Origin of the sequence: Azohydromonas lata, assembly GCF_034427735.1 — a bacterium.
Taxonomy (GTDB): domain Bacteria; phylum Pseudomonadota; class Gammaproteobacteria; order Burkholderiales; family Burkholderiaceae_C; genus Azohydromonas; species Azohydromonas lata.
In genome coordinates this window covers 75,772-95,662 of the sequence record NZ_JAXOJX010000026.1, presented here as the reverse complement: position 1 = coordinate 95,662, position 19,891 = coordinate 75,772, and the positions used below count along the sequence as shown (strand labels likewise).

At 71.8% G+C, this 19,891-nt stretch carries 19 protein-coding genes; 14 read left to right on the top strand and 5 right to left on the bottom strand.

What is annotated here, in order from left to right:
* Positions 1-116: 116 nt before the first annotated feature.
* The gene (locus tag SM757_RS16600; RefSeq protein WP_322466342.1) at positions 117-1,082 is read right to left on the bottom strand and encodes an MBL fold metallo-hydrolase; all 966 of its coding nucleotides are present in this window, start codon (positions 1,080-1,082) and stop codon (positions 117-119) included.
* Between the two features lie 156 nt (positions 1,083-1,238).
* Between SM757_RS16600 and SM757_RS16595 the strand changes: the two genes are divergently transcribed.
* The 3 genes from SM757_RS16595 to SM757_RS16585 all read left to right on the top strand — a co-directional run bounded on the left by SM757_RS16595 (position 1,239) and on the right by SM757_RS16585 (position 6,541).
* A complete protein-coding gene (locus tag SM757_RS16595; RefSeq protein ID WP_322466341.1) occupies positions 1,239-2,135 on the top strand; it encodes an NAD(P)-dependent oxidoreductase in 897 nt (298 codons plus the stop codon).
* A gap of 202 nt (positions 2,136-2,337) precedes the next feature.
* A complete protein-coding gene (locus tag SM757_RS16590; protein ID WP_407655769.1) occupies positions 2,338-4,134 on the top strand; it encodes a S8 family peptidase in 1,797 nt (598 codons plus the stop codon).
* Positions 4,135-4,741: 607 nt separating this feature from the next.
* A complete protein-coding gene (locus SM757_RS16585) occupies positions 4,742-6,541 on the top strand; it encodes a S8 family peptidase (RefSeq protein WP_322466340.1) in 1,800 nt (599 codons plus the stop codon).
* A gap of 13 nt (positions 6,542-6,554) precedes the next feature.
* Here the strand turns inward: SM757_RS16585 and SM757_RS16580 are convergent, their stop codons facing one another.
* Positions 6,555-7,037, bottom strand: a complete 483-nt coding sequence (locus SM757_RS16580; RefSeq protein ID WP_322466339.1) for a CreA family protein — start codon at positions 7,035-7,037, stop codon at positions 6,555-6,557.
* A gap of 195 nt (positions 7,038-7,232) precedes the next feature.
* Between SM757_RS16580 and SM757_RS16575 the strand changes: the two genes are divergently transcribed.
* Positions 7,233-7,562: a hypothetical protein gene (locus tag SM757_RS16575; RefSeq protein ID WP_066342801.1), complete on the top strand. Its 330-nt coding sequence runs from the start codon at positions 7,233-7,235 to the stop codon at positions 7,560-7,562.
* Positions 7,563-7,599: 37 nt separating this feature from the next.
* On the opposite strand, the gene SM757_RS16570 is transcribed toward SM757_RS16575, so the two are convergent.
* Both SM757_RS16570 and SM757_RS16565 read right to left on the bottom strand, forming a co-directional pair.
* The gene (locus tag SM757_RS16570) at positions 7,600-8,490 is read right to left on the bottom strand and encodes a YihY/virulence factor BrkB family protein (protein ID WP_066342804.1); all 891 of its coding nucleotides are present in this window, start codon (positions 8,488-8,490) and stop codon (positions 7,600-7,602) included.
* Between the two features lie 72 nt (positions 8,491-8,562).
* Positions 8,563-8,895: a hypothetical protein gene (locus tag SM757_RS16565; RefSeq protein ID WP_066342806.1), complete on the bottom strand. Its 333-nt coding sequence runs from the start codon at positions 8,893-8,895 to the stop codon at positions 8,563-8,565.
* A 171-nt stretch (positions 8,896-9,066) separates the two neighbouring features.
* Here SM757_RS16565 and SM757_RS16560 point away from each other — a divergent pair, with 171 nt between their 5' ends.
* The gene (locus tag SM757_RS16560) at positions 9,067-10,353 is read left to right on the top strand and encodes a DUF445 domain-containing protein (RefSeq protein WP_322466338.1); all 1,287 of its coding nucleotides are present in this window, start codon (positions 9,067-9,069) and stop codon (positions 10,351-10,353) included.
* Between the two features lie 113 nt (positions 10,354-10,466).
* Here SM757_RS16560 and SM757_RS16555 read toward each other — a convergent pair whose 3' ends face one another.
* A complete protein-coding gene (locus SM757_RS16555; protein ID WP_322466337.1) occupies positions 10,467-10,997 on the bottom strand; it encodes a hypothetical protein in 531 nt (176 codons plus the stop codon).
* Positions 10,998-11,229: 232 nt separating this feature from the next.
* On the opposite strand from SM757_RS16555, the gene SM757_RS16550 reads away from it, so the two are divergent.
* From SM757_RS16550 to SM757_RS16510, 9 genes are all read left to right on the top strand, one after another.
* Entirely contained in the window at positions 11,230-11,415 is a 186-nt protein-coding gene (locus SM757_RS16550; RefSeq protein ID WP_322466336.1) for a hypothetical protein, read from the top strand.
* 224 nt (positions 11,416-11,639) lie between these two features.
* A complete protein-coding gene (locus SM757_RS16545; protein ID WP_322466335.1) occupies positions 11,640-13,484 on the top strand; it encodes a methanol/ethanol family PQQ-dependent dehydrogenase in 1,845 nt (614 codons plus the stop codon).
* The gene (locus SM757_RS16540; RefSeq protein ID WP_322466334.1) at positions 13,462-14,307 is read left to right on the top strand and encodes a quinoprotein dehydrogenase-associated putative ABC transporter substrate-binding protein; all 846 of its coding nucleotides are present in this window, start codon (positions 13,462-13,464) and stop codon (positions 14,305-14,307) included. Before SM757_RS16545 ends, SM757_RS16540 begins: the two co-directional genes overlap by 23 nt.
* Entirely contained in the window at positions 14,304-14,990 is a 687-nt protein-coding gene (locus SM757_RS16535) for a c-type cytochrome (RefSeq protein WP_322466333.1), read from the top strand. The genes SM757_RS16540 and SM757_RS16535 overlap by 4 nt, the downstream gene beginning before the upstream one ends.
* Positions 14,991-14,996: 6 nt before the next feature.
* Positions 14,997-15,956, top strand: a complete 960-nt coding sequence (locus tag SM757_RS16530; RefSeq protein ID WP_322466332.1) for a cytochrome c oxidase subunit II — start codon at positions 14,997-14,999, stop codon at positions 15,954-15,956.
* Positions 15,953-17,926: a cytochrome c oxidase subunit I gene (ctaD, locus tag SM757_RS16525; protein ID WP_322466331.1), complete on the top strand. Its 1,974-nt coding sequence runs from the start codon at positions 15,953-15,955 to the stop codon at positions 17,924-17,926. The genes SM757_RS16530 and ctaD overlap by 4 nt, the downstream gene beginning before the upstream one ends.
* Complete coding sequence (locus SM757_RS16520) at positions 17,923-18,561, top strand: cytochrome c oxidase subunit 3 (RefSeq protein ID WP_322466330.1); 639 nt, start codon at positions 17,923-17,925, stop codon at positions 18,559-18,561. The genes ctaD and SM757_RS16520 overlap by 4 nt, the downstream gene beginning before the upstream one ends.
* Positions 18,562-18,577: 16 nt before the next feature.
* On the top strand, positions 18,578-18,925 hold the full coding sequence (locus SM757_RS16515) for a hypothetical protein (RefSeq protein ID WP_322466329.1): 348 nt from the start codon (positions 18,578-18,580) through the stop codon (positions 18,923-18,925).
* Between the two features lie 183 nt (positions 18,926-19,108).
* On the top strand, positions 19,109-19,879 hold the full coding sequence (locus SM757_RS16510; RefSeq protein WP_322466328.1) for a cytochrome c oxidase assembly protein: 771 nt from the start codon (positions 19,109-19,111) through the stop codon (positions 19,877-19,879).
* Positions 19,880-19,891: the final 12 nt, after the last annotated feature.

The following is a 19,891-nucleotide window of genomic DNA, read 5'->3' as shown; positions in this document are numbered from 1 at the left end:
CTTGCACCCGTAGCACCCGTGGTGCTTGATTGAGCAGCGTGCCCGTCACCGTTACGTTTTCCCCGGACAGCAGTGCGCGAAGGCGGGGATGACGAAGGAGGAGGCGCCTGGTCCGCCTACCCCGCCATCCGCACCCAGCCCCTGTCCTCCACCACCACGCCGTCGGCCACCAGCCGGTCCACCGTCTCGCGGGCGAAGCCCAGGGCGTCCCCGGCATGGCTGCCCGCATGCGCGTCCACGGCGTGCCGCAGCACGGGCGTTTGCACGATCCAGCGCTGCAGCGCCTCGCGCGGCTGGGCGCGGTGCTCCAGCAGGTGGTAGGTGACCAGCGCCCGCGTGGCGTACTGGTGGTGTTTCAGCGGCGCGGCCCTGAAGGCCTCCAGCCGCCGCCGCGAGGCGGCCAGCGCCGCGGGCACGCCGGTGAACGCGTCGCCATGGCCGGGCAGGACGAGCCGGGGCCGCAAACCTTCGATCAGGTCCAGCGCCCGCTGCGCCTCGTCGAAACCGGCCTCGCCCACCAGCTCCGGGAAGATGATCGCCAGCCGCTGCTCCCACAGCGCGTCGCCGCTGATGAGCGTGCGGCTCGAAGGCTCGAACAGCACCACGGCGTGCGGGTCGTGGCCGGGGGTGGCATGAATCTCCCAGTCGCGCCGGCCCAGCCGCACGGTGTCGCCGGGCCGCAGGAAGCCGTGGACCTCGAACGGCTCGAACTGCTGGTCCATGGCGTGGAAGCCCAGGCCCTGCGCGTCCCAGGGCTGGACATGCGGCGCGTAGCCCGCGGGCACGGCCAGCCGGGCCTGCGGCCAGCGGCGCAGCAGCGCGGCGTTGCCGCCGCAGTGGTCCGAGTGCAGGTGGGTGTTGTAGAGGCGCGCGAGCGGCTGCCCGGCCAGCGCGTGCTCCAGCAGCGCCAGCGTCTGCGTGCCGTGGGTGACGTAGCCGCTGTCCACCACCGCCGCGCCGGTCTCGCCGCCGCCGGCAAACACCACGTTGTTGGCCGAGAGCCAGCCGCGCACCAGCAGTTGGGCACCCAGGGCGCGCAGCGTGTCCGCGGGAGCGCTTGGAACGTCGGGATCGGCGGGCATGCGGCGGTACTTCTCAGCGGGTGGGACGAAGGCGGCGCGAGCATAGCCGCGGGCCGCGGCCGTCCGCGCCACGGGGGCATGCCCGCTGCCTACCATGCGCCGCGCCGGCGGCTGGCGCCGGACGAGCATCACCCCCCGCAGCAGGAGACAAGACACATGGCACGCATTGGATTCATCGGCGCTTCCGGCCTCATGGGCCACGGCATGGCCAAAAACCTGCTCGCGCACGGCCACGGGCTGCGCCTGGCCGTGCACCGCAACCGCGAGCGCGTGGCCGACTTGCTGGAGGCCGGCGCCGTCGCGGTGGACAACGCCGCGGCCGTCGCCCAGGGCAGCGAGATCGTCTTCGTCTGCGTCACCGGATCGCCGCAGGTCGAAGCGGTGGTGCTGGGCGAGGGCGGCCTGCTGGCCGGCGCCGCGCCCGGCCTCCTGATCGTGGACTGCTCCACCAGCGAGCCCGGCTCCACGGCCCGACTGCGCGAGCGCTGCGCCGCGGACGGCGTGGCGTTCATAGACGCGCCGCTGGCGCGCACGCCGGCGGAGGCCGAGGCCGGGCGGCTCAACGTCATGGTCGGCGCCGAGCCGGCCGCGTTCGCCCGCCTGGAGCCCGTGCTGCGCTGCTTCGCCGAGAACGTGTTCCACGTCGGCGTGCCCGGCGCCGGGCACACGGTGAAGCTGCTCAACAACTTCATAGGTCAGGCCATCTGCACCGCCACGGCCGAGGCGTTCGCGGTCGGCCAGCGCTCGGGGGTGGACCTGAAGAAGCTCGTGGAGCTGCTGTCGGCCGGCCCGGTGAATTCCGGCCTCTTCCAGGCCATGGCCAAGTCGCTCACGGGCGACCTGGCGGGCATCCGGTTCGGCCTGGACAACGCGCGCAAGGACTTGCGCTACTACACCCACCTGGCCGAGGAGCTGGCCGTGCCCAGCGTGATGGGCGAGGCGGTGCACCAGTCGCTCACGCTGGCCAGCGCGCTGGGGCATGGCGACAAGTTCGTGCCCTCGCTGGTGGAGGCGCAGGAGCAGCTCAGCGGCGCGCGCATCGTGCCGCGCTGAGCGCAGGGGCCGGGTGTAGGGGCCAGGGCAGGCGAAGGGGCAGGGACACGGCGCTTGCGGCGCTCCGGTGTTTTTCTTGATGTCGCGCAAGCCGCGGGGCTCAACAGCGCCCGTTTCGAGCCGATGAGCGGGCTGGGTGCGGCCCCGCCGAGGGAGGCCGGAGGCCGTGCCCCGCCAAGAATTACCCGGGGGATGTTTGCCCATGCTGTCCAAGAAGTCGTCGTTCCCGCTGCTGGCGCTGGCCGCCGCAGCCGCCCTGACCCTGCAGGCCGCGCCCGCCGCGGCCCACCAGCGTCCCGGCGTCACCCCCGCGGCTGCCGCTGCCGCCGCCGCCGCGGCTGACGTGACCGACCGCCTCATCGTCAAGTACAGCAGCGCCGTCGACGCGGCCGCCCCCCCGGCCGCCGCGCAAAACCGCGCCAATGCCGTGCTGCAGACCCACGGCCGCAAGCTGGGCTACCTGCGCCGCACGGCCGGCGGTGCCCATGTCTTCAAGCTGGACCGCGCCGTCTCCGTGGCCGAGCTGCGCCAGATCGCCCAGGAGCTGCGCAACGGCGACGCCGACGTCGAGTACGCCGAGCCGGACCTGCGCATGCAGCCCCAGTTCACGCCCAACGACGCGAGCTACGGCGCGCAGTGGGACTTCTTCGAAGCCACCGCCGGGCTGAACCTGCCGACGGCCTGGGACAAGTCCACCGGCGACGGCGTGGTGGTGGGCGTGATCGACACCGGCGTGCGCCCGCATGCCGACCTGGCCGCCAACCTGCTGCCGGGCTATGACTTCATCGCCGACGCCACGCTGGTGTCCAACGACGGCGACGGCCGCGACGCCGACCCCGCCGACCCCGGCGACTGGACCACCGCCGGCCTGTGCTACAGCGGCTCGGCCGCCAGCAACAGCAGCTGGCACGGCACGCACGTGGCCGGGACCATCGCCGCGCAGACCAACAACGGCGTGGGCGTGGCAGGCGTGGCCTTCAACGCCAAGGTGCTGCCGGTGCGCGCGCTGGGCCGCTGCGGCGGCTACACCTCCGACATCGCCGACGCCATGGTGTGGGCCGCGGGCGGCGCCGTGTACGGCGCGCCCGTGAATCCCAACCCGGTGCGGGTGCTCAACCTGTCGCTGGGCGGCACGGGGGCCTGTCCGACCACCTACCAGAACGCCATCAACACGGTGCGCGCACGCGGCACGGTGGTGGTGGTGGCCGCGGGCAATGCCAACACCGACGCCATCAACACCGCGCCGGCCAACTGCGCGGGCGTGGTCACGGTCGCGGCCGTGAGCCGCGCGGGCGGCAAGGCGTCCTACTCCAACTACGGCAGCGTGGTGGACCTGGCCGCGCCAGGCGGCGACAGCGGCGCGGGCATCCTGTCCACGCTCAACAGCGGCACCACGGTGCCGGGCGCGGACAGCTACGCCTCGTACATGGGCACCTCCATGGCCACGCCCCACGTGGCCGGCGTGGCGGCGCTCATGCTCTCGCGCAACCCGCAGCTCACGCCGGACGACGTGGAGACGCGGCTGAAGGCCTCCGTGCGCCTCTTCCCGGCCACCTGCAGCGGCTGCGGCACGGGCCTGCTGGACGCCAACGCCGCGGTGGACGCCGCGGGCACGCCCGTCGCCGTGACCGTCACCACGCTCACCGAGGTGGAGCCCAACGACACGACGGGCAGCGCGCAGTCCCTGGGCACGCTGCCCGTGCGCGTGAACGGCAGCATCGCCAAGGCCAGCGACAAGGACCACTACCGCGTGGTGATTCCGGCCGGCGGCAGCGTCACCGCCACGCTCACGCCCAACGCCAGCTCCAACTACGACCTGTACCTGCTCAGCAGCACCGGCACGCAGCTGCGCGCCAGCACCCTGACCGGCGCGACGGCGGACCAGTTGACGTACACCAACACCGGCAGCACCGAGCTGACCGTCGTCCTCCAGGTGCGCCGCGCCAGCGGCCTCACGGGCAGCGGCGGCACGTACAGCCTGGCGGTGAGCGGGAATTGAATTCGAATCGGTTGAAACAGAAGATTCAATTATTTTTGAAGGGCGTCCGCGGGAGCGGACGCCTTTTTTGTTTTTCGGTGGTGATTTCTTGGCATTTTGGGCTGTCGTTTCCAATCAGGTATTTGCCGTTGGCCGACAGCTTTTTCGCTACGCCACTTGCTTCGTCATTCCCGCCTTCGCGAGAATGACGAAGCGGGGTGCGCGGCGCCTTTGCCGACGTGATGCCGAAATGTGTTGTATTTATTATTGAATATACGCAGCGTGGTTTTTTATAATTGAATTGGCAATTACTGTATAAATGCATCGTGCCACTTGCTGGAGTAATGAATTGATTATTTCAATCAATATTTTCTGGTATTTGCTCGATGCCTCTCCAGCAATCCATTGGCCCACCTGGCCCTTCCTCATTCGCCTGCGGGGTGCCCAGCCCGGCGATTGACCGGAGGGCGGCGCGGGCCTTCACTGGCTGCCTACGATGCCGCCCCCCGCGCCCGGCCCTCCGGGCGGCCCGCCCCCATCGTTGGGCAGGTGCTCACCGCAGCCGCGCGGACGGTTCACAGCGTGCCGGCGCTGCCGCCGGCGTCCCTTCGTCTTCCCCCTGGCGCCCATGTCCAAGAAGTTTTCGCTCCCCGTTCTGTCCCTGGCCGCCGCGCTTGCCGGCCTGCACGCGGCGCCGGCCGCGGCGCTGGAGCGCGATGCCGCGCCGGCCGCTTCCGGCGCCCCCATGTCCGCAGCCGCGTCCGCGGCGCTCACCGACCGCCTCATCGTCAAGTACCGCAGCGCCGAGCGCGCCGCCGCGCCCTCGGCCGCGTCGCAACTGCGCGCCTCGGCCATGACGCAGCGCCACGGCGTGAAGCTCTCGCACCTGCGGCGCCTGGCCAACGGCGCGCACGTCTTCAAGCTGGACCGGCCGATGAGCGGGGCGGAGCTGCGCCAGGTGGCCGACGACCTGCGCAACGGCGACGCCGACGTGGAGTACGCCGAGCCGGACGCGCTGATGCAGCCCCAGTTCACCCCCGACGACGCGCGCTGGAGCGCGCAATGGCCGCTGCACGACGCCACGGCCGGGCTGCGCGCCCCCACGGCCTGGGAGAAGTCCACCGGCGCGGGCGTGGTGGTGGCGGTGGTGGACACGGGCGTGCGTCCGCACCCGGACCTGCTCGCCAACCTGCTGCCCGGGCGCGACTTCATCACCGACAACACCGTCGCCCGCGACGGCGACGGCCGCGACGCCGACCCCACCGACCCCGGCGACTGGACCACCGCCGGTGCCTGCTACTACGGCTGGACCGCCACCAAGAGCACCTGGCACGGCACGCACGTGGCCGGCATCGTCGCGGCGGTGGCCAACAACGGCGTGGGCGTGGCGGGCGTGGCCTTCGGCGCCAAGGTGCTGCCGGTGCGCGTGCTTGGGCGCTGCGGCGGCTACACCTCCGACATCGCCGACGGGCTGTTTTGGGCCGCGGGCGGCAGCGTCGCCGGGCAGCCGGACAACCCCACGCCGGCGCGCGTGGTCAACCTGTCGTTGGGCGGCGCGGGCGCCTGCAGCGTGACCTACCAGAACGCCATTGCCGGCGCGCGCGCGCTGGGCGCCGTGGTGGTGGTGGCCGCGGGCAACGGCGCGATGGACGTGGCCAATTCGCAGCCCGCCAACTGCCCCGGCGTGGTCGCGGTGGCGGCGGTCAAGCGCAGCGGGGGGCGGGCGTCCTACTCCAACTACGGCGCAGGCGTGGCGCTGGCCGCGCCGGGCGGGGACAGCGACTATCCCGTGCTCTCCACGCTCAACGCCGGCACCACCACGCCGGGCGCGGACAGCTACGGCGGCCTGCGCGGCACGTCCATGGCGGCGCCGCACGTCTCCGGCGTGGCGGCGCTCATGCTGTCGCGCAACCCCGGCCTCACGCCGGACGAGGTGGCGACGCGATTGAAGAACGCCGCGCGCCCCTTCCCGGCGGCGTGCAGCGGCTGCGGCGCGGGGCTGCTGGACGCCAATGCGGCGGTGGACGCCGCCGGCGGCGGCACGGCCTCGGTGCCGGACGTGGCCGACGTCGCCGACACCGAGCCCAACGACAACATCGCCCAGGCGCAGAGGCTTGCCACGCTGCCCGCGCTGGTGCGCGGCACGCTGCGCAGCGCAAGCGACCTGGACCTCTTCGGCGTGAGCCTGGCGGCGGGCCAGGCGCTAACGGCGCGCCTGACGCCCAACGCGGAGTCGAACTACGACCTCATCGCCGTGGACGCCTCCGGCGCCCGGCTGGCCGCCAGCACGCTCACCGGCTCGCAAACCGACACCGTGACGGTGCGCAACAACGGCACCGCCGCCATGGCCGTGTACCTGCGCGTGCGCTGGATCAGCGGCACGACGGGCGACGCGGGGACGTACCGGCTGGCGGTGGAAGTGAATTGAGGGCGGGCGGGGGTCACTTCACCGGAATCGGCGTGCCCCCATCCACCGCCACCACCGTGACGCTGTTCTGCGGCGAGCCTTCGATCACTCGCTCCGAGTAGGTGAGATAGACCAGCGCGTTGCGCTTGGGGTCCACCATGCGCACCACGCGCAGCCGCTTGAACACCAGCGAGATGCGCTCGCTGAACATCTCCTCCTGCTTGGGCAGCGGCTTGCCGCCGGGGAAGCTGATGGGCCCCACCTGGCGGCAGGCGATGGAGGCGTCGGACTTGTCCTCGGCCACGCCCAGCGCGCCCTTGATGCCGCCGGTCTTGGCGCGCGAGACGTAGCAGGTCACGCCCGCCACCTTGGGGTCGTCGTAGGCCTCGACCACGATCTTGTGGTCCGGGCCGATGAGCTTGAAAACCGTGTCCACCTCGCCGATGGGCTCGGCATGGACCGTGGCAGCAGTGGCCGTCAGCAGCAGGGGCAGGAGCAGGCGCTGGATCTTGGGCATGGGGTCTCTCCCGGTGTTGGTGTGGTGGCCGCGGCGCCGGGGGCGCCCGCGGCGGGGAAGGGCTGGGCCGATTGTCACCAGCGCCGGGCGGGCCCGACGCATCGGGTACAAGGGCGCCGTGCGCCGGCCGCGCCGCCCCTGCAAGCGGGCTTCCCGCCGACGGCCGCGGTCCGCGCAGCGCAAGAAGGCATTCCCATGAGCGACGAAAACCAGATCTACCTTCCCGACTCCTTCCTGAACCTGTACCGCGACGCCCGCCAGCGCCTCACGGCCCCGCTGGCCGACATACGCGCGCGCTACGAGCTGTGCGAGGACCTGGCGCAGCAGCTGGAGGAGCACGCGCGCGGCCGCAGCATCCACGCCCACGGCTCCGAGGTGGACTTGCTGCTGCGCTACCACGCCGGCCTGGCCGACCCCGAAGCCGGCTTCAGCGCCGCCGAGGCGGTGTGGGTCATCAAGCGGCTGTCGGAGCTGCTGGGCTGGGAATGCCCGGCGCTGCCGGGGGACGAGGCGCCGGCCGCCTGAGGCGCACAAGCGAGGCGTACAGGCCGCGCAGCGGCCTTCACCGCGGCGTCTTCCACCCGCCCGCATCCGCCGAGCCGCCGCGCAGGAGTTGCTCGTAGCTCGAAATCACCTGCGCCCCGAACAGCAGCACGGTGGCGGCGATTTCCAGGCTCAGCAGCACCACGATGGCCGTGGCCAGCGACCCGTAGACCACGTTCACCTTGGACAGCGTGGCGAAGTACCACACCAGCACGTGGCGGCTCACCTCCCAGCACACGGCCGCCGTCACGGCGCCTATGAGCGCGTGGCGCCACTTCAGCCGGCCCACCGGCATGACCATGTAGATGGCGCTGAGCACCAGCACCTCACCGCCAAAGCCCAGCAGGTACAGCAGCACGGCCGAGAGCCGGTCCAATGAAAAGTCGTGGTCGAAAAGCTGCACCGTGTCCGAGCCCAGCGTCTGCAGGGCGCCGGCCACCAGCGTGATCAGCAGCAAGCCGAAGCCCAGCGCCAGGATGCAGCCGTAAGGCAGCAGGGCCGACACCAGGAAGTGCCGCCGCCGTATCGCCACCCGGTGGAAGAAGATCACCGACATGGCGTTCTCCAGCACCGTGAAGGCCAGCGAGCTGAAGAACAGCATGGCCGCCATCAGGAAGACGCTCACCGTGTCGCGGTTGGCCAGGAAGGTGTCCAGCTCCGCCACCAGCGGCTGCGACTGCCCCGGCAGCAGCCAGGCCAGGTAGCGCGAGATGGTGGCAAGCAGCTCCCGCGCGTCCACCAGGTGCGACAGCGCGATCACGCTCAGGATGAGCAGCGGCACCAGCGACAGCAGCGCGTAGTAGGCGAGCGCGCCCGCCAGCAGCAGGCCCTGGTTCTTGCGGAAGGCGCGCAGGCACCCGGCCAGGAAGCGGCCCGGGTGGCGCAGCAGCTCGGTGGCGGCACGCGACATGCGCGTGCCTGGAGCAGGGAACGGGCCCGGGGCAGGGCGGGGGTCAACCCGCCGCGGGCCAGGTGGGGAAAGTCAGTGCGCCAGGTCTTGCGGGCCGGCGGGGGTGTCGTCGATGTCGCGGGGGCCCAGGGCGGCGCTGCGGATCACGGATTGCGCCTCCAGGAAGGCGCGCGTCTCGGCCACGGGGTTGCGCCGCGCCTGCGCGTCCTCGCCCGGGGGCACGTGGTTGCACAGGCGGGCATGCCCCATGCCTTCGAGCAGGCAGCGGCCGGTGGCGCGGTCCCACAGCCAATAAAAGCCTTCGAGCATGGTCACGATCTGCAGCGGCGTGGCCGTCACCAGCGTGTGACGGTAGCCGTCGGTGTCGTAGAGGGACCTGGTCACGTCGAGCTGGAGCTTCTTCATGGCGGAATACAACGGGTACTGCGGAGGCGGCGGGTGGCGCGGCGCCGGAGCGGTCCGGCGATGCGCAAGCATGAGGCTGGCCGCCCGCGGGGCATGGGCGGAAAAGCGCGGTGCGGTGCGGGCAGTTTGGTGCTTCCCCGGGCTTTCCCCGTACCGAGCATGATGGAGCGCGTGAACAAAACCACGATCCCCTCCGACCCCGCCGCGGCCGAGCGCCTGGCCGCGCTGGTGCGCATGAAGCGCATCGCCCTGGGGCTGCTCGGCGCTGCGGCCGTGCTCTACGCGCTGGCTACCATGCTTGGGCGCAGCCACCCGGGCTGGCATTACCTGGCGGCCTTCGCCGAGGCGGCCATGGTGGGCGCGGTGGCGGACTGGTTCGCGGTGGTGGCGCTGTTCCGCCATCCGCTGGGCCTGCGCATTCCGCACACGGCCATCATCCCCACCAACAAGGCGCGCATAGGCCGCAACCTGGCCAACTTCATCTGCAACAACTTCCTGGGCACGCCGCAGGTGCTGGCCAAGCTGCAGGAGTTCGACGCGGGCACGCGGCTGGCGCACTGGCTGGCCGAGCCGCGCCACGCCGAGCAGATGGCGCAGCACCTTTCGGCCGCGGCGCGCTACCTGCTCTCCACGCTGGACGACGAGCGCGTGCGCCACTTCCTGCGCAGCTCGGTGGTGGCGCGGCTGGAGAAGGTGGACGTCTCCTCCCTGGCCGGCGAGCTGCTGGCGCTGCTCACGGCCGACCGCCGCCACCAGGCGCTGCTGGACGAGCTGCTGCAGCAGCTTGCCGGGCTGCTGGAGGACGAGGGCGTGCAGGAGCGCATGGCCGAGGTGGTGGCCTCGGAGCTGCGCGTGCTCAAGCTGGTTGGGCTGGACGCCGTGGCCGGGCGGCTGGCCACGCGCAAGCTGATCTCGGCGCTGGGGAACCTGATGGCCGACATGGGCAGCGACCCCGACCACCCGCTGCGGCTGCGCTTCGACGACTTCATGGTCCGCAGCATCGAGCGGCTGCGCGACGACCCCGCGCTGCGCGAGCGCGGGCGCGAGCTGCAAAGCGAGTGGCTGCGCCACCCGGCGCTGGCGCAGTACCTGCACGGCCTGTGGGACCAGTTGCTGCAGTGGTTGCAGGCGGACCTGCAGCGCTCCGAATCCAGCCTGCGCCAGCGCGTGGCGCAGGGCGCGCAGGGCCTGGGCAAGCGGCTGCTGGAGGATGCGGCCATGCGCGAGTGGATCAACGCGCAGCTCATGCAGGCCGCGCCCGCGTGGATAGAGCGCTACCGCGAGGACATACGCGGCTACATCGTGGCCCGCGTGGACGCCTGGCCGACCGAAGAGCTGACGACGGAGCTGGAGCGCAACATCGGCCGCGACCTGCAGTTCGTCCGCATCAACGGCACGCTGGTGGGCGGGCTCATTGGGCTGCTGATTCATGCGGTGACGGTGGCGCTGAGGGGGTAGCGACAACCGGACACGGCAAAAGAACACGGCAAAAGAAAACGGCGGCTCATGGAGCCGCCGTTTTCCTTGGGAACCGATGGCGGCCGCTTCATGCGGGCCGCCATCACTCAGCCTCAGCGGTAGTACACCTGCTCGCCGTTGGCCGCGCGCCAGCTGCTTTCGAAGTGCGCGGCGTCATCGGCGCTGCGGGGCTTGACGCCCATGAGGATGCCGCCTTGCTTGATGCCTTCCTCGTAGTGCTTCACGCGCTCTTCCGGGATGCCCCAGCCGATGAGCGCGCCGATCAGGCCGCCGCTGGCCGCGCCCGCGCCGGCACCGGCCAGCGCCGCGGCGATCGGGCCCGCGATGACCATGCCCAGGCCCGGAATGGCCACCGAGGTGCCCACGGCCGCCACGGCCGCGGCAATCGCGCCCACCGTGCCGCCGATGGCGCCGCCGATGCCCGCGCCTTCCGCGGCCTTGTTGCCCAGCTCGGTCTGGGTGCCCACGGTGGTGTCGCTGCCGAAGTGGCGCTTGCGCGTTTCGTCGGACATCACCAGGTTCACGTCGTCCTTGGTGTAGCCACGCTCGTGCAGCGATTGGTAGGCGCGCTCGGCGCTGTCGCGGTCGCGGAACAAGCCGGTGACGTACGGGGTGTCAGCCATGGTGAGAACTCCTTGCTGTGGTTGCGGTGGCGGCGCGCGCATCGCGGCGCCTTGAGGCCTATCCAGCAAGCCACGCGCCCAAACCCGCCGTGCCACGGGACGGGCCCCGGCGTGACGAAGTGCATGCCGCCGCGCTTGACCCGCCTCAAGTGCCCCGCCGCCACGGCCGATGAAGCTGGCAAGTCCGCGCCCCGCGTGGGTTTTTCCAGTTTTCGCCTCACCACGCGCCGCCATGAACATCACGCCGCTGCAGATTTACTTCATAGGCCAGGTCGCCATCGTGGCCGGCGCCTGGGGCATGGACCTCACGGGCTCCATGTGGCCCATGGCCTTCGGAGCCTCCACCGGCTGCATGTGCACCGCGCCGCTGGTGCGCCAGCTCCTGGCGCGCTGGCGCGAACGCCGCGCCCAACGCTGAACGCTGAAATGCGAAGCAGCCCAAGGGCTGCCCTCCTGCCACCTTGAGGCGCATGCCGCCGCCCTGAAGCGCCCCCAGGCGGGCCTGGCAGCCGGCGCCAACCTCCTTGAACCCGCTTCAAAGCCTGTGCACCCCGGTACACGCCCTGGGGCGAAAGAGGCATAGCGGTTGCCCGACCTTGGCCAAACAAGGCCCTCTTCAGTTGGGCCCTTACGAGGAGGCACATGGTCAGAGCAGGCGCGCTGCTGGGCTTGGCGCTGCTACTGTCGTCGGCGTGGGCGCAGCCCGCACCGCAGGCGGCGGCGACTGCCCCTTCTTTACCGTCTTCCGCGGCCACCGCGCCGGCCAGGGACGACGCCGATGGCGACTGGCCGCTGGCCGCGCACGACCTGGCCAACACCCGCTACAGCCCGCTGGCCGACATCACGCCGGACAACGTGGCCAGGCTGCAACCCGTGATGGAGCGCGCCACCGGCGCGCAGCGCGGCCACGAGGCCGCTCCCATCGTCGCGGGCGGCACCCTGTTCATCGCCACGCCCTACCCGAATGAGCTGCTGGCGCTGGACCTCACCCGGCCTGGCTTCCCGCTCAAGTGGCGCTTCAAGCCCCACCCGGACGCCGCCGCGCAGGGCGTGGCCTGCTGCGACGTGGTCAACCGCGGCGCGGCCTGGGCCGACGGGCGCGTCTTCCTCAACACGCTGGACGGCCAGGCCATCGCCGTGGACGCCGCCAGCGGCCGCGAGCTGTGGCGCACCAAGCTGACCGACATACGCCGCGGCGAGACCATCACCATGGCCCCGCTGGTGGCTCGCGGCAAGGTGTTCATCGGCAACTCCGGCGGCGAATACGGCGTGCGGGGCTGGCTGGTGGCGCTGGATGCGGCCACGGGCAAGGAGGCCTGGCGCGCGTGGAGCACCGGGCCCGACAAGGACGTGCTCATAGGCCCCAGCTTCAAGCCGTTCTATGAGCAGGACCGCGGCGTGAACCTGGGCGAGAGCACCTGGCCCGGCCAGGCCTGGAAGCAGGGCGGGGGCAACGTGTGGGGCTGGGTGTCCTACGACCCGGTGCTGGACCTCCTCTACTACGGCACCGCCAACCCCGGGCCGTGGAACCCCGAGCAGCGCCCGGGCAGCAACCACTGGACCAGCGGCGTGTTCGCGCGGCGGCCGGACACGGGCGAGGCCGTCTGGTTCTACCAGTGGAGCCCGCACGATTTACATGACTACGACGGGGTCAACGAGAACGTGCTGGTGGACTTGCCCATTGGCTCGAAGGACGGGACGGCGGACGGCCGCACCCGCCCCGTGCTGCTGCACCCTGACCGCAACGGCTACCTCTACGTGCTGGACCGCGCCACGGGCCAGGTGCTGTCGGCCGACCCCTTCGCGGCGGTGACGACCACGCTGGGCGTGGATTTATCAAGCGGCCGGCTGCGCTACGAGCCCTCCAAGGCGCCGCGCGCGGGCAAGCCGGTGCGCGACATCTGCCCGTCCTCGCCCGGCGCCAAGGACTGGCAGCCCTCGGCCTGGTCGCCGCGCACGCGGCTGCTCTACATCCCGCACCAGAACCTCTGCCAGGACGCCACGACCTACACCACGAGCTACATCGCCGGCACGCCCTACGTGGGCGCGGACCTGCACATGAAACCCGGCCCCGGCGGCCACCGCGGCGAGTTCTCGGCCTGGGACCCGGTGGCGCGCAAGAAGGCGTGGGTGATCAGGGAGAACTTCCCCGTGTGGAGCGGCGCGCTGGCCACCGCGGGCGACGTGGTCTTCTACGGGACCATGGACGGCTGGTTCAAGGCGGTGGATGCGCGCAACGGCCGCGAGCTGTGGAAGCACAAGACGGCCTCGGGAATCATCGGCCAGCCCGTGAGCTTCAGAGGGCCGGACGGGCGCCAGTACGTGGCCGTGCTCTCCGGCGTGGGCGGTTGGGCCGGGGCCATCGTCTCCGGCGGGCTGGACCCGCGCGACAGCACGGCCGCCAAGGGTTTCGTGAACGCCATGCGCGACCTGCCGCAGGCCACGCGCAAGGGTGGAGCCATCCATGTCTTCGCGCTGCCGCGCTGAGGCGCCCAAGCTGCTGAAGCGGCTGCCGGCCGCCGCGTTGGTGCTGGGCCTGGCTGGCGTGGCCAGCGCCGCGGGTGCCGCCGCCCCCGCGCTGCGCGTGTGCGCCGACCCCGACAACCTGCCGTACTCGCACCGCGACGGCAGCGGCTACGAGAACCGCCTGGCCGTCTGGCTGGCGCGGGAACTGCACCGCCCGCTGCAAGTCGCCTGGCTGCCGCTGCAGCGCGGGTTCACGCGCAAGACGCTTGGGGAAGGGCACTGCGACGTGCTGCTGGGCGTGCCCGTGGGCCTGGAGCGGGTGGCGACGACGCGGCCCTACTACCGCAGCGGCTACGTGTTCGTGTCGCGCCCCTTGGGCGGGCAGCCGCTGCGCGATTTCGACGACGTGCGCTTGAAGGACTTGCGCATCGGCGTGCAGTTGCCCGGCGACGGCGCGGCCACGCCGCCGGGGCAGGTGCTGGCGCAGCGCGGCGCGGTGGAGAACGTGCGCGGCTTCGAGCCCCTGGGGGTGGAGCCCTCCGCGCAGCGCGCGGTGCGGGCGCTGGCCGATGGCGACCTCGACGCCGTCGTGCTGTGGGGTCCGCCGGCCGGCTGGTTCGCGCGCCGCGCAGGCGTGCCGCTGGTGCTCACGCCCGTGCGCGGCGAGGTGGCCGGGGCGCCCTTCGCCTTCGACATGGCACTGGCGGTGCGGCCGGGCGACACGGCCCTGCGCGCGGCGCTGGATGCCGCCCTGGGCCGGCTGCAGCCGCGCATTGACGCGCTGCTGGCGCAGTACGGGGTGCCGCTGCTGGCGCCGGCTGCGGGGGAAGGAGAGTCGCGATGAAAGAGCTGTCCCGGACGTTTCAAGTCCTGGCGCTGGCCGCGCTCACGCTGCTGGGCAGCGGCTGCGAGCGCGAGCGCCGCCGCTTCGACCCGCCGCCGCCTTCGCCGCCGCAGCGCATGCCGGAGCCGCGCACGGTGGGGCTGTACGTGGGCCCAACGGCGCCCGCGCCCACGGATGCCGCCACCGCCGCGCACCTGGCCGCGGCCACGGCGCCGGCCGCCTCGGCGGCGGCCATGGCGGCCTCCATGGTGCAGGCGGACGAGGCGGCGGCTGCGGCCTCCGATGCCCATGCGGCCCAGGCCGCGCCGGACGGCTTCGAGGGCAACGCCTACGCCGTGGCGCAAGGCAAGCGCTGGTACCGCTGGTTCAACTGCAACGGCTGCCACGCGCAGGGCGGGGGCGACAGCGGCCCGCCGCTGCTGGACGGGCACTGGCGTTACGGCGGCAGCGCGGCGCAGATCGTGGCCACGCTGCGCCAGGGCCGGCCCAACGGCATGCCGGCCTTCGAAGGGCGCATGACCGACGAACAGCTCTGGCAGCTCGCCGCCTACGTGCGCTCCATGAGCGGACAGTTGCGCACCGACGTCGCGCCCGGGCGCAGCGACGGTTTGAGCGGGCCGCTGCCGGAGCAGCGGCGCGATGACGAGAAGCTCACACCGGAGGCGCCGCCCAAGGCGCGGTGAACGCTCATGTCCCTGCCGCAAGACGCCTTGACCCCTGCCGGCCCGCAGGCCGCGCGCGTGCTGGAGCTGGGCACGCTCTTCTTCTGGCTGTGCAGCGCCGTGCTGGTGGCCGTCGTCCTGGCCACGCTGTGGGCGCTGTGGCGCGCGCCGCAGGCCGATGCGCGCACGCTCGCGCCCGACGCCATGCCGCCGGAGCCGGGGCGGCGCCGCGCGGTGGGCCTCGCGCTGGGCCTGTCCATCGTGGGCCTGCTGGTGCTCATCACCGCCAGCGTCTTCACCGACCGGGCGCTGGCGCGGCTGCCGCTGCAGGGCGCGGTGCACATCGAGCTCACAGGCCACCAGTGGTGGTGGGAGGCGCGCTACGACGACGCACAGCCCTCGCGCGTGTTCACCACCGCCAATGAGCTGCACATCCCCGTGGGCCGGCCCGTCATCCTCACGCTGCAGGGCACGGACGTGATCCACAGCCTGTGGCTGCCCAACTTGGGCGGCAAGAAGGACCTCATTCCCGGCCGCACCGCCACCGTCACGCTGCAGGCCGACCGGCCCGGCACGTACCGGGGCCAGTGCGCCGAGTTCTGCGGCCTGCAGCACGCCTGGATGGCGCTGCAGGTGACGGCCGAGGACCCGGTGGCCTTCGACGCCTGGGCCGAAAGCCAGCGCCAGCCCGCGCAGGAGCCCACCGGGGCGCAGCGCCTGCGCGGGCGCGACGTCTTCATGGGCAGCACCTGCGCCATGTGCCACGCCATTGAGGGCACCGAGGCCTCCGCGCGCCAGGCGCCCTCGCTCACGCACCTGGGCAGCCGCGTGACCTTGGCCGCCGGCCGCCTGCCCAACACCCCGGAACACCTGGCGAGCTGGATCACCGATCCGCAGGCTCACAAGCCCGGCACCAACATGCCCGCGCACCCGTTCGCCCGCGAGGATTTGCAGGCGCTGGTGGCCTACCTGGAGGGATTGAAATGAGCGCGGTGCTGCCCCCATCTGCCGCGGCGGGTGCCCAGGCCTCTGAGGCCCACGAGCCGGCCGAGCTGGGCAGCGTGCCACCCACGGCGCGGCAGGCCGCGCTGCTGCACGCCACCTGGTCCGACCCGCCGGGTCTTTGGGGCTGGATGTGCGCCGTCAACCACAAGGCGATCGGCCGGCGCTTCCTGGTCACGGCCTTCGGCTTCTTCGCCGCGGGCGGGCTGCTGGCGCTGTGGATGCGGCTGCAACTGGCGCGGCCCGAGAACACGCTGGTGGGCCCGGACCTCTACAACCAGCTCTTCACCATGCACGGGACGACCATGATGTTCCTGTTCGCCGTGCCGGTGATGCAGGCGGTGTCGGTCTACATCACGCCGCTGATGGTGGGGGCGCGCTCCATCGCCTTTCCGCGCATGAACGCCTTCGCCTACTGGGTCTACCTCTTCGGCGGGCTGATGCTGCTGGCCGCCTTCCTCACCGACACCGGTGCGGACGCGGGCTGGTTCGCCTACGTGCCGCTGTCGGGGCCGGACTACTCGCCGGGCAAGCGGGTGGACTTCTGGGCGCAGATGATCACCTTCACCGAGCTCTCGGGGCTGCTGGAGGCGGTGATCCTCATCACCACGGTGTTCAAGCTGCGCGCGCCGGGCATGACGCTCAGCCGCATGCCGCTGTTCGTGTGGGGCATGCTGGTGACGGCCTTCATGGTGCTGTTCGCCATGCCGGCGGTGATGCTGGCCAGCACGGCGTTGATCACCGACCGCCTCGTCGGCACCCACTTCTTCAACCCCGGCGAGGGGGGCGACCCGCTGCTGTGGCAGCACCTGTTCTGGTTCTTCGGCCACCCGGAGGTCTACCTCATCTTCATCCCCGGGCTGGGCTTCATCAGCACCATCGTCGCCACCTTCGCGCGGCGGCCCGTGTTTGGTTATCCGGCCATGGTGCTGGCGCTCATCGCCACGGCCTTCCTGGCCTTCGGCCTGTGGGTGCACCACATGTTCGCGACCAACCTGCCGGAGATGGGCAAGAGCTTCTTCACGGCGTCCAGCATCCTCATCGCGGTGCCGTCGGCCATCCAGATCTTCTGCTGGATCGCGACGCTGGCGGGCGGGCGCATCCACCTGAAGTCGCCGCTGCTGTTCGTCCTGGCCTTCTTCTTCATCCTGGTGCTGGGCGGCCTCACGGGGCTGATGCTGGCCTCGGTGCCGCTGGACCTGCAGGTGCACGACAGCTACTTCGTCGTCGCCCACCTGCACTACGTGCTGCTGGGCGGCGCGGTGTTCCCGCTGCTGGGCGCGGTCCTGTACTGGTGGCCGCTGATCACGGGGCGGATGTTCAACGAGACGCAGGCGCGCTGGAGCTTTGCGCTGCTGTTCATCGGCTTCAACGTGACCTTCTTCCCCATGCACCTGCTGGGCCTGGAGGGCATGCCGCGGCGCGTCTACACCTACGCGGCCGACCGCGGCTGGGAGGGCCTGAACCTGCTGGCCACGGTGGGCGCCTTCATGCTGGCCGCGGGGCTGCTGCTCCTGCTGGTGAACCTGTGGCGCAGCTACAGGCACGGTGAGCTTGCGGGCGTGAACCCCTGGGGCGCCGGCACGCTGGAGTGGGGCTCCACCTGCCCGCCGCCGGCCGCCAACTTCGACGCGCCGCCGGTGGTGCACGGCACCTACCCGCTGTGGATGCCGCCGCAGCAGCCCAGCCACGTGGCAGGCCTGGCGGTGAGCCACCGCGAGCAGCTCGTCACCACGGTGCTGGACGCCACGCCGGACCACCGCGCTTTCTTCCCCTCGCCCACGCCCTGGCCGTTCTGGAGCGCGGTGGCGGTGACGGTGTGTTTCATCTGGTCCATCTTCACGCCCTGGGGCGCGGTGTACGGGCTGGTTCCGGCGGCCATAGGGCTGACGCTGTGGTTCTGGCCCAAGCGGCGCGAAACGGCAAGCCACCTGCCGCTGGAGCGCCAACCATGAAGCTCGGCCGCCAGAACGAGCTGGCGCAGGCGCGCGTGGACGGCGCGGCGCTGGAGGTGTCGCATCTGCCCAGCTTCGGCTTCAGCCACCGCAGCCTGATGTGGTGGGGCACGCTGGGCCTGATGGCCATCGAGGGCACGGTGTTCGCGCTGGCCGTGGGCGCCTACTTCTACCTGCGCAGCTTCGCCTCGCGCTGGCCCATGGAGGACCAGCCGCCCGCGCTGCTGTGGGGCACGGTCAACACGCTGCTGTTGCTGCTGAGCCTGTGGCCCGCGCACTACGCCAAGCGCGCGGCCGAGGCGCTGGACCTGCGCGGCGTGCGCGCCGGCCTGGTGCTGACCTGCCTTGCGGAGCTGGCGGTGCTGGGCGTGCGGGTGCTGGAGTTCCAGGCGATCAACTGCCGCTGGGACGGCAGCGCCTACGGCTCCATCGTCTGGATGCTGATGGGCCTGCACACGCTGCACCTGGTCACCGACGCCTGGGACACGCTGGTGCTGGCCGCCCTCATGCACACCGGCAACGTGGAGGGCAAGCGCTTCGTGGACGTGAGCGAGAACTCGCTCTACTGGTACTTCGTGGTCTGGAGCTGGGTGCCGCTGTACGCCGTGGTCTATGGCGTGCCGCGCCTGGGTTGAGCGCAGGAGGGGACGCATGGGCTGGATCGTGCTGCTGGTCGGGCCGCTGCTGGTGCTGGCGGACCTTGGGTTGACCTACGCCCTGGTTGGGCCGGGCTGCAACGGGCAGCGCGGCGCGCTGCTGCACCTGCCCATGGCGGTCAGTTTCACCTTGTGCCTGCTGCTGACACTGGCGGCGCTGCGCGCCTCATGGCGGGCGGGCGCGGGCGAGCCGGCAAACGCGCCGGCCAGCACGGACCCGGATGCCGCGCAGGAGCGCCGCTGCTTCATCACGTGGCTGGCCCTGGCCATTGGGGCGCTGAGCTGCCTGGTGATTGCCGCGCTGTGGCTGCCGGTGGCCGTGCTGTCGCCGTGCACGGTGTGAGGACCGATGCGGGCAGAAAACCTGACAACGATGGCTTGTAGGAGGCCCGCTTGCGGGCCGAATTGCAGCCGGGCCAGGGTTCGGCCCGCAAGCGGGCCTCCTACAAACGTTGGCGTCGCCGCCGTAGCCCGGGCCGCAACAGCGCTGCTCACGCTTGTCTCGTTCGCCGCCAGCGCCCACGTGGTGGACGCGGCCGCCCCGGCTGCCGGCGCGGGCTGGGAGGCGCTGGTGGTCACGCTGCTGGGCGTGTCCGCCTTGCTCTATGCCTTCGGCCTGCTGCGCCTGTGGGGGCACGCGGGGGCGGGGCACGGCATACCGCGGCGCACGGCAGTGAACTTCGCGCTGGGCTGGCTGTCGCTGGCCGTGGCGCTGGTGGGTCCGCTGGACCATTGGGCCGCGGAGCGTTTTGCGGCCCACATGCTGCAGCACGAGCTGCTGATGCTCGCGGCCGGCCCGCTGCTGGTGCTGGGCCGCCCACTGGTGGCCTGGACCTGGGCGCTGCCGTTGGGCGCGCGCCAGGCCGTGGGGAGTGCGCTGCGCGCGCCGTGGTGGCGTTGGGTGTGGGCGCTGGTGAGCGGCCCAACCGGCGCGGGCGCGCTGCACGCGCTGGCGCTGTGGTGCTGGCACGTGCCGGCCTGGTTTCTCCTGGCCGCCACGCACCCGGGCTGGCATGCGCTGCAGCACTTCAGTTTCCTCGGCACGGCGCTGCTGCTGTGGTGGGCCGTGTTCGCCGGGGCGCGGCGCAACCCGGGCGCGGCGCTTGGACTGCTGTTCGTCACCATGCTGCACAGCGGCGCGCTGGGGGCGCTGCTGACGCTGGCGCCTTACCCCTGGTACGGCAGCAGCCTGGAAGACCAGCAGCTCGGCGGGCTGCTGATGTGGGTGCCGGCGGCCGGCGTGTTCCTCGCGGCGGCCATGGTGCTGGGTTATGGGCTGCTGCGGGTGAGGGCGTAGGAAGCAGCGGAT

Excerpts from the sequence above, each read along its gene's own strand:
- SM757_RS16545 (WP_322466335.1), top strand. The coding sequence starts at position 11,640 with ATGGTCAGAGCAGGCGCGCTGCTGGGCTTGGCGCTGCTACTGTCGTCG.
- SM757_RS16600 (WP_322466342.1), bottom strand. The coding sequence starts at position 1,082 with ATGCCCGCCGATCCCGACGTTCCAAGCGCTCCCGCGGACACGCTGCGC.
- SM757_RS16515 (WP_322466329.1), top strand. The coding sequence starts at position 18,578 with ATGGGCTGGATCGTGCTGCTGGTCGGGCCGCTGCTGGTGCTGGCGGAC.
- SM757_RS16535 (WP_322466333.1), top strand. The coding sequence starts at position 14,304 with ATGAAAGAGCTGTCCCGGACGTTTCAAGTCCTGGCGCTGGCCGCGCTC.
- SM757_RS16595 (WP_322466341.1), top strand. The coding sequence starts at position 1,239 with ATGGCACGCATTGGATTCATCGGCGCTTCCGGCCTCATGGGCCACGGC.
- SM757_RS16575 (WP_066342801.1), top strand. The coding sequence starts at position 7,233 with ATGAGCGACGAAAACCAGATCTACCTTCCCGACTCCTTCCTGAACCTG.
- SM757_RS16580 (WP_322466339.1), bottom strand. The coding sequence starts at position 7,037 with ATGCCCAAGATCCAGCGCCTGCTCCTGCCCCTGCTGCTGACGGCCACT.
- SM757_RS16585 (WP_322466340.1), top strand. The coding sequence starts at position 4,742 with ATGTCCAAGAAGTTTTCGCTCCCCGTTCTGTCCCTGGCCGCCGCGCTT.
- SM757_RS16555 (WP_322466337.1), bottom strand. The coding sequence starts at position 10,997 with ATGGCTGACACCCCGTACGTCACCGGCTTGTTCCGCGACCGCGACAGC.
- SM757_RS16590 (WP_407655769.1), top strand. The coding sequence starts at position 2,338 with ATGCTGTCCAAGAAGTCGTCGTTCCCGCTGCTGGCGCTGGCCGCCGCA.
- SM757_RS16520 (WP_322466330.1), top strand. The coding sequence starts at position 17,923 with ATGAAGCTCGGCCGCCAGAACGAGCTGGCGCAGGCGCGCGTGGACGGC.
- ctaD (WP_322466331.1), top strand. The coding sequence starts at position 15,953 with ATGAGCGCGGTGCTGCCCCCATCTGCCGCGGCGGGTGCCCAGGCCTCT.
- SM757_RS16550 (WP_322466336.1), top strand. The coding sequence starts at position 11,230 with ATGAACATCACGCCGCTGCAGATTTACTTCATAGGCCAGGTCGCCATC.
- SM757_RS16530 (WP_322466332.1), top strand. The coding sequence starts at position 14,997 with ATGTCCCTGCCGCAAGACGCCTTGACCCCTGCCGGCCCGCAGGCCGCG.
- SM757_RS16565 (WP_066342806.1), bottom strand. The coding sequence starts at position 8,895 with ATGAAGAAGCTCCAGCTCGACGTGACCAGGTCCCTCTACGACACCGAC.
- SM757_RS16570 (WP_066342804.1), bottom strand. The coding sequence starts at position 8,490 with ATGTCGCGTGCCGCCACCGAGCTGCTGCGCCACCCGGGCCGCTTCCTG.
- SM757_RS16540 (WP_322466334.1), top strand. The coding sequence starts at position 13,462 with ATGTCTTCGCGCTGCCGCGCTGAGGCGCCCAAGCTGCTGAAGCGGCTG.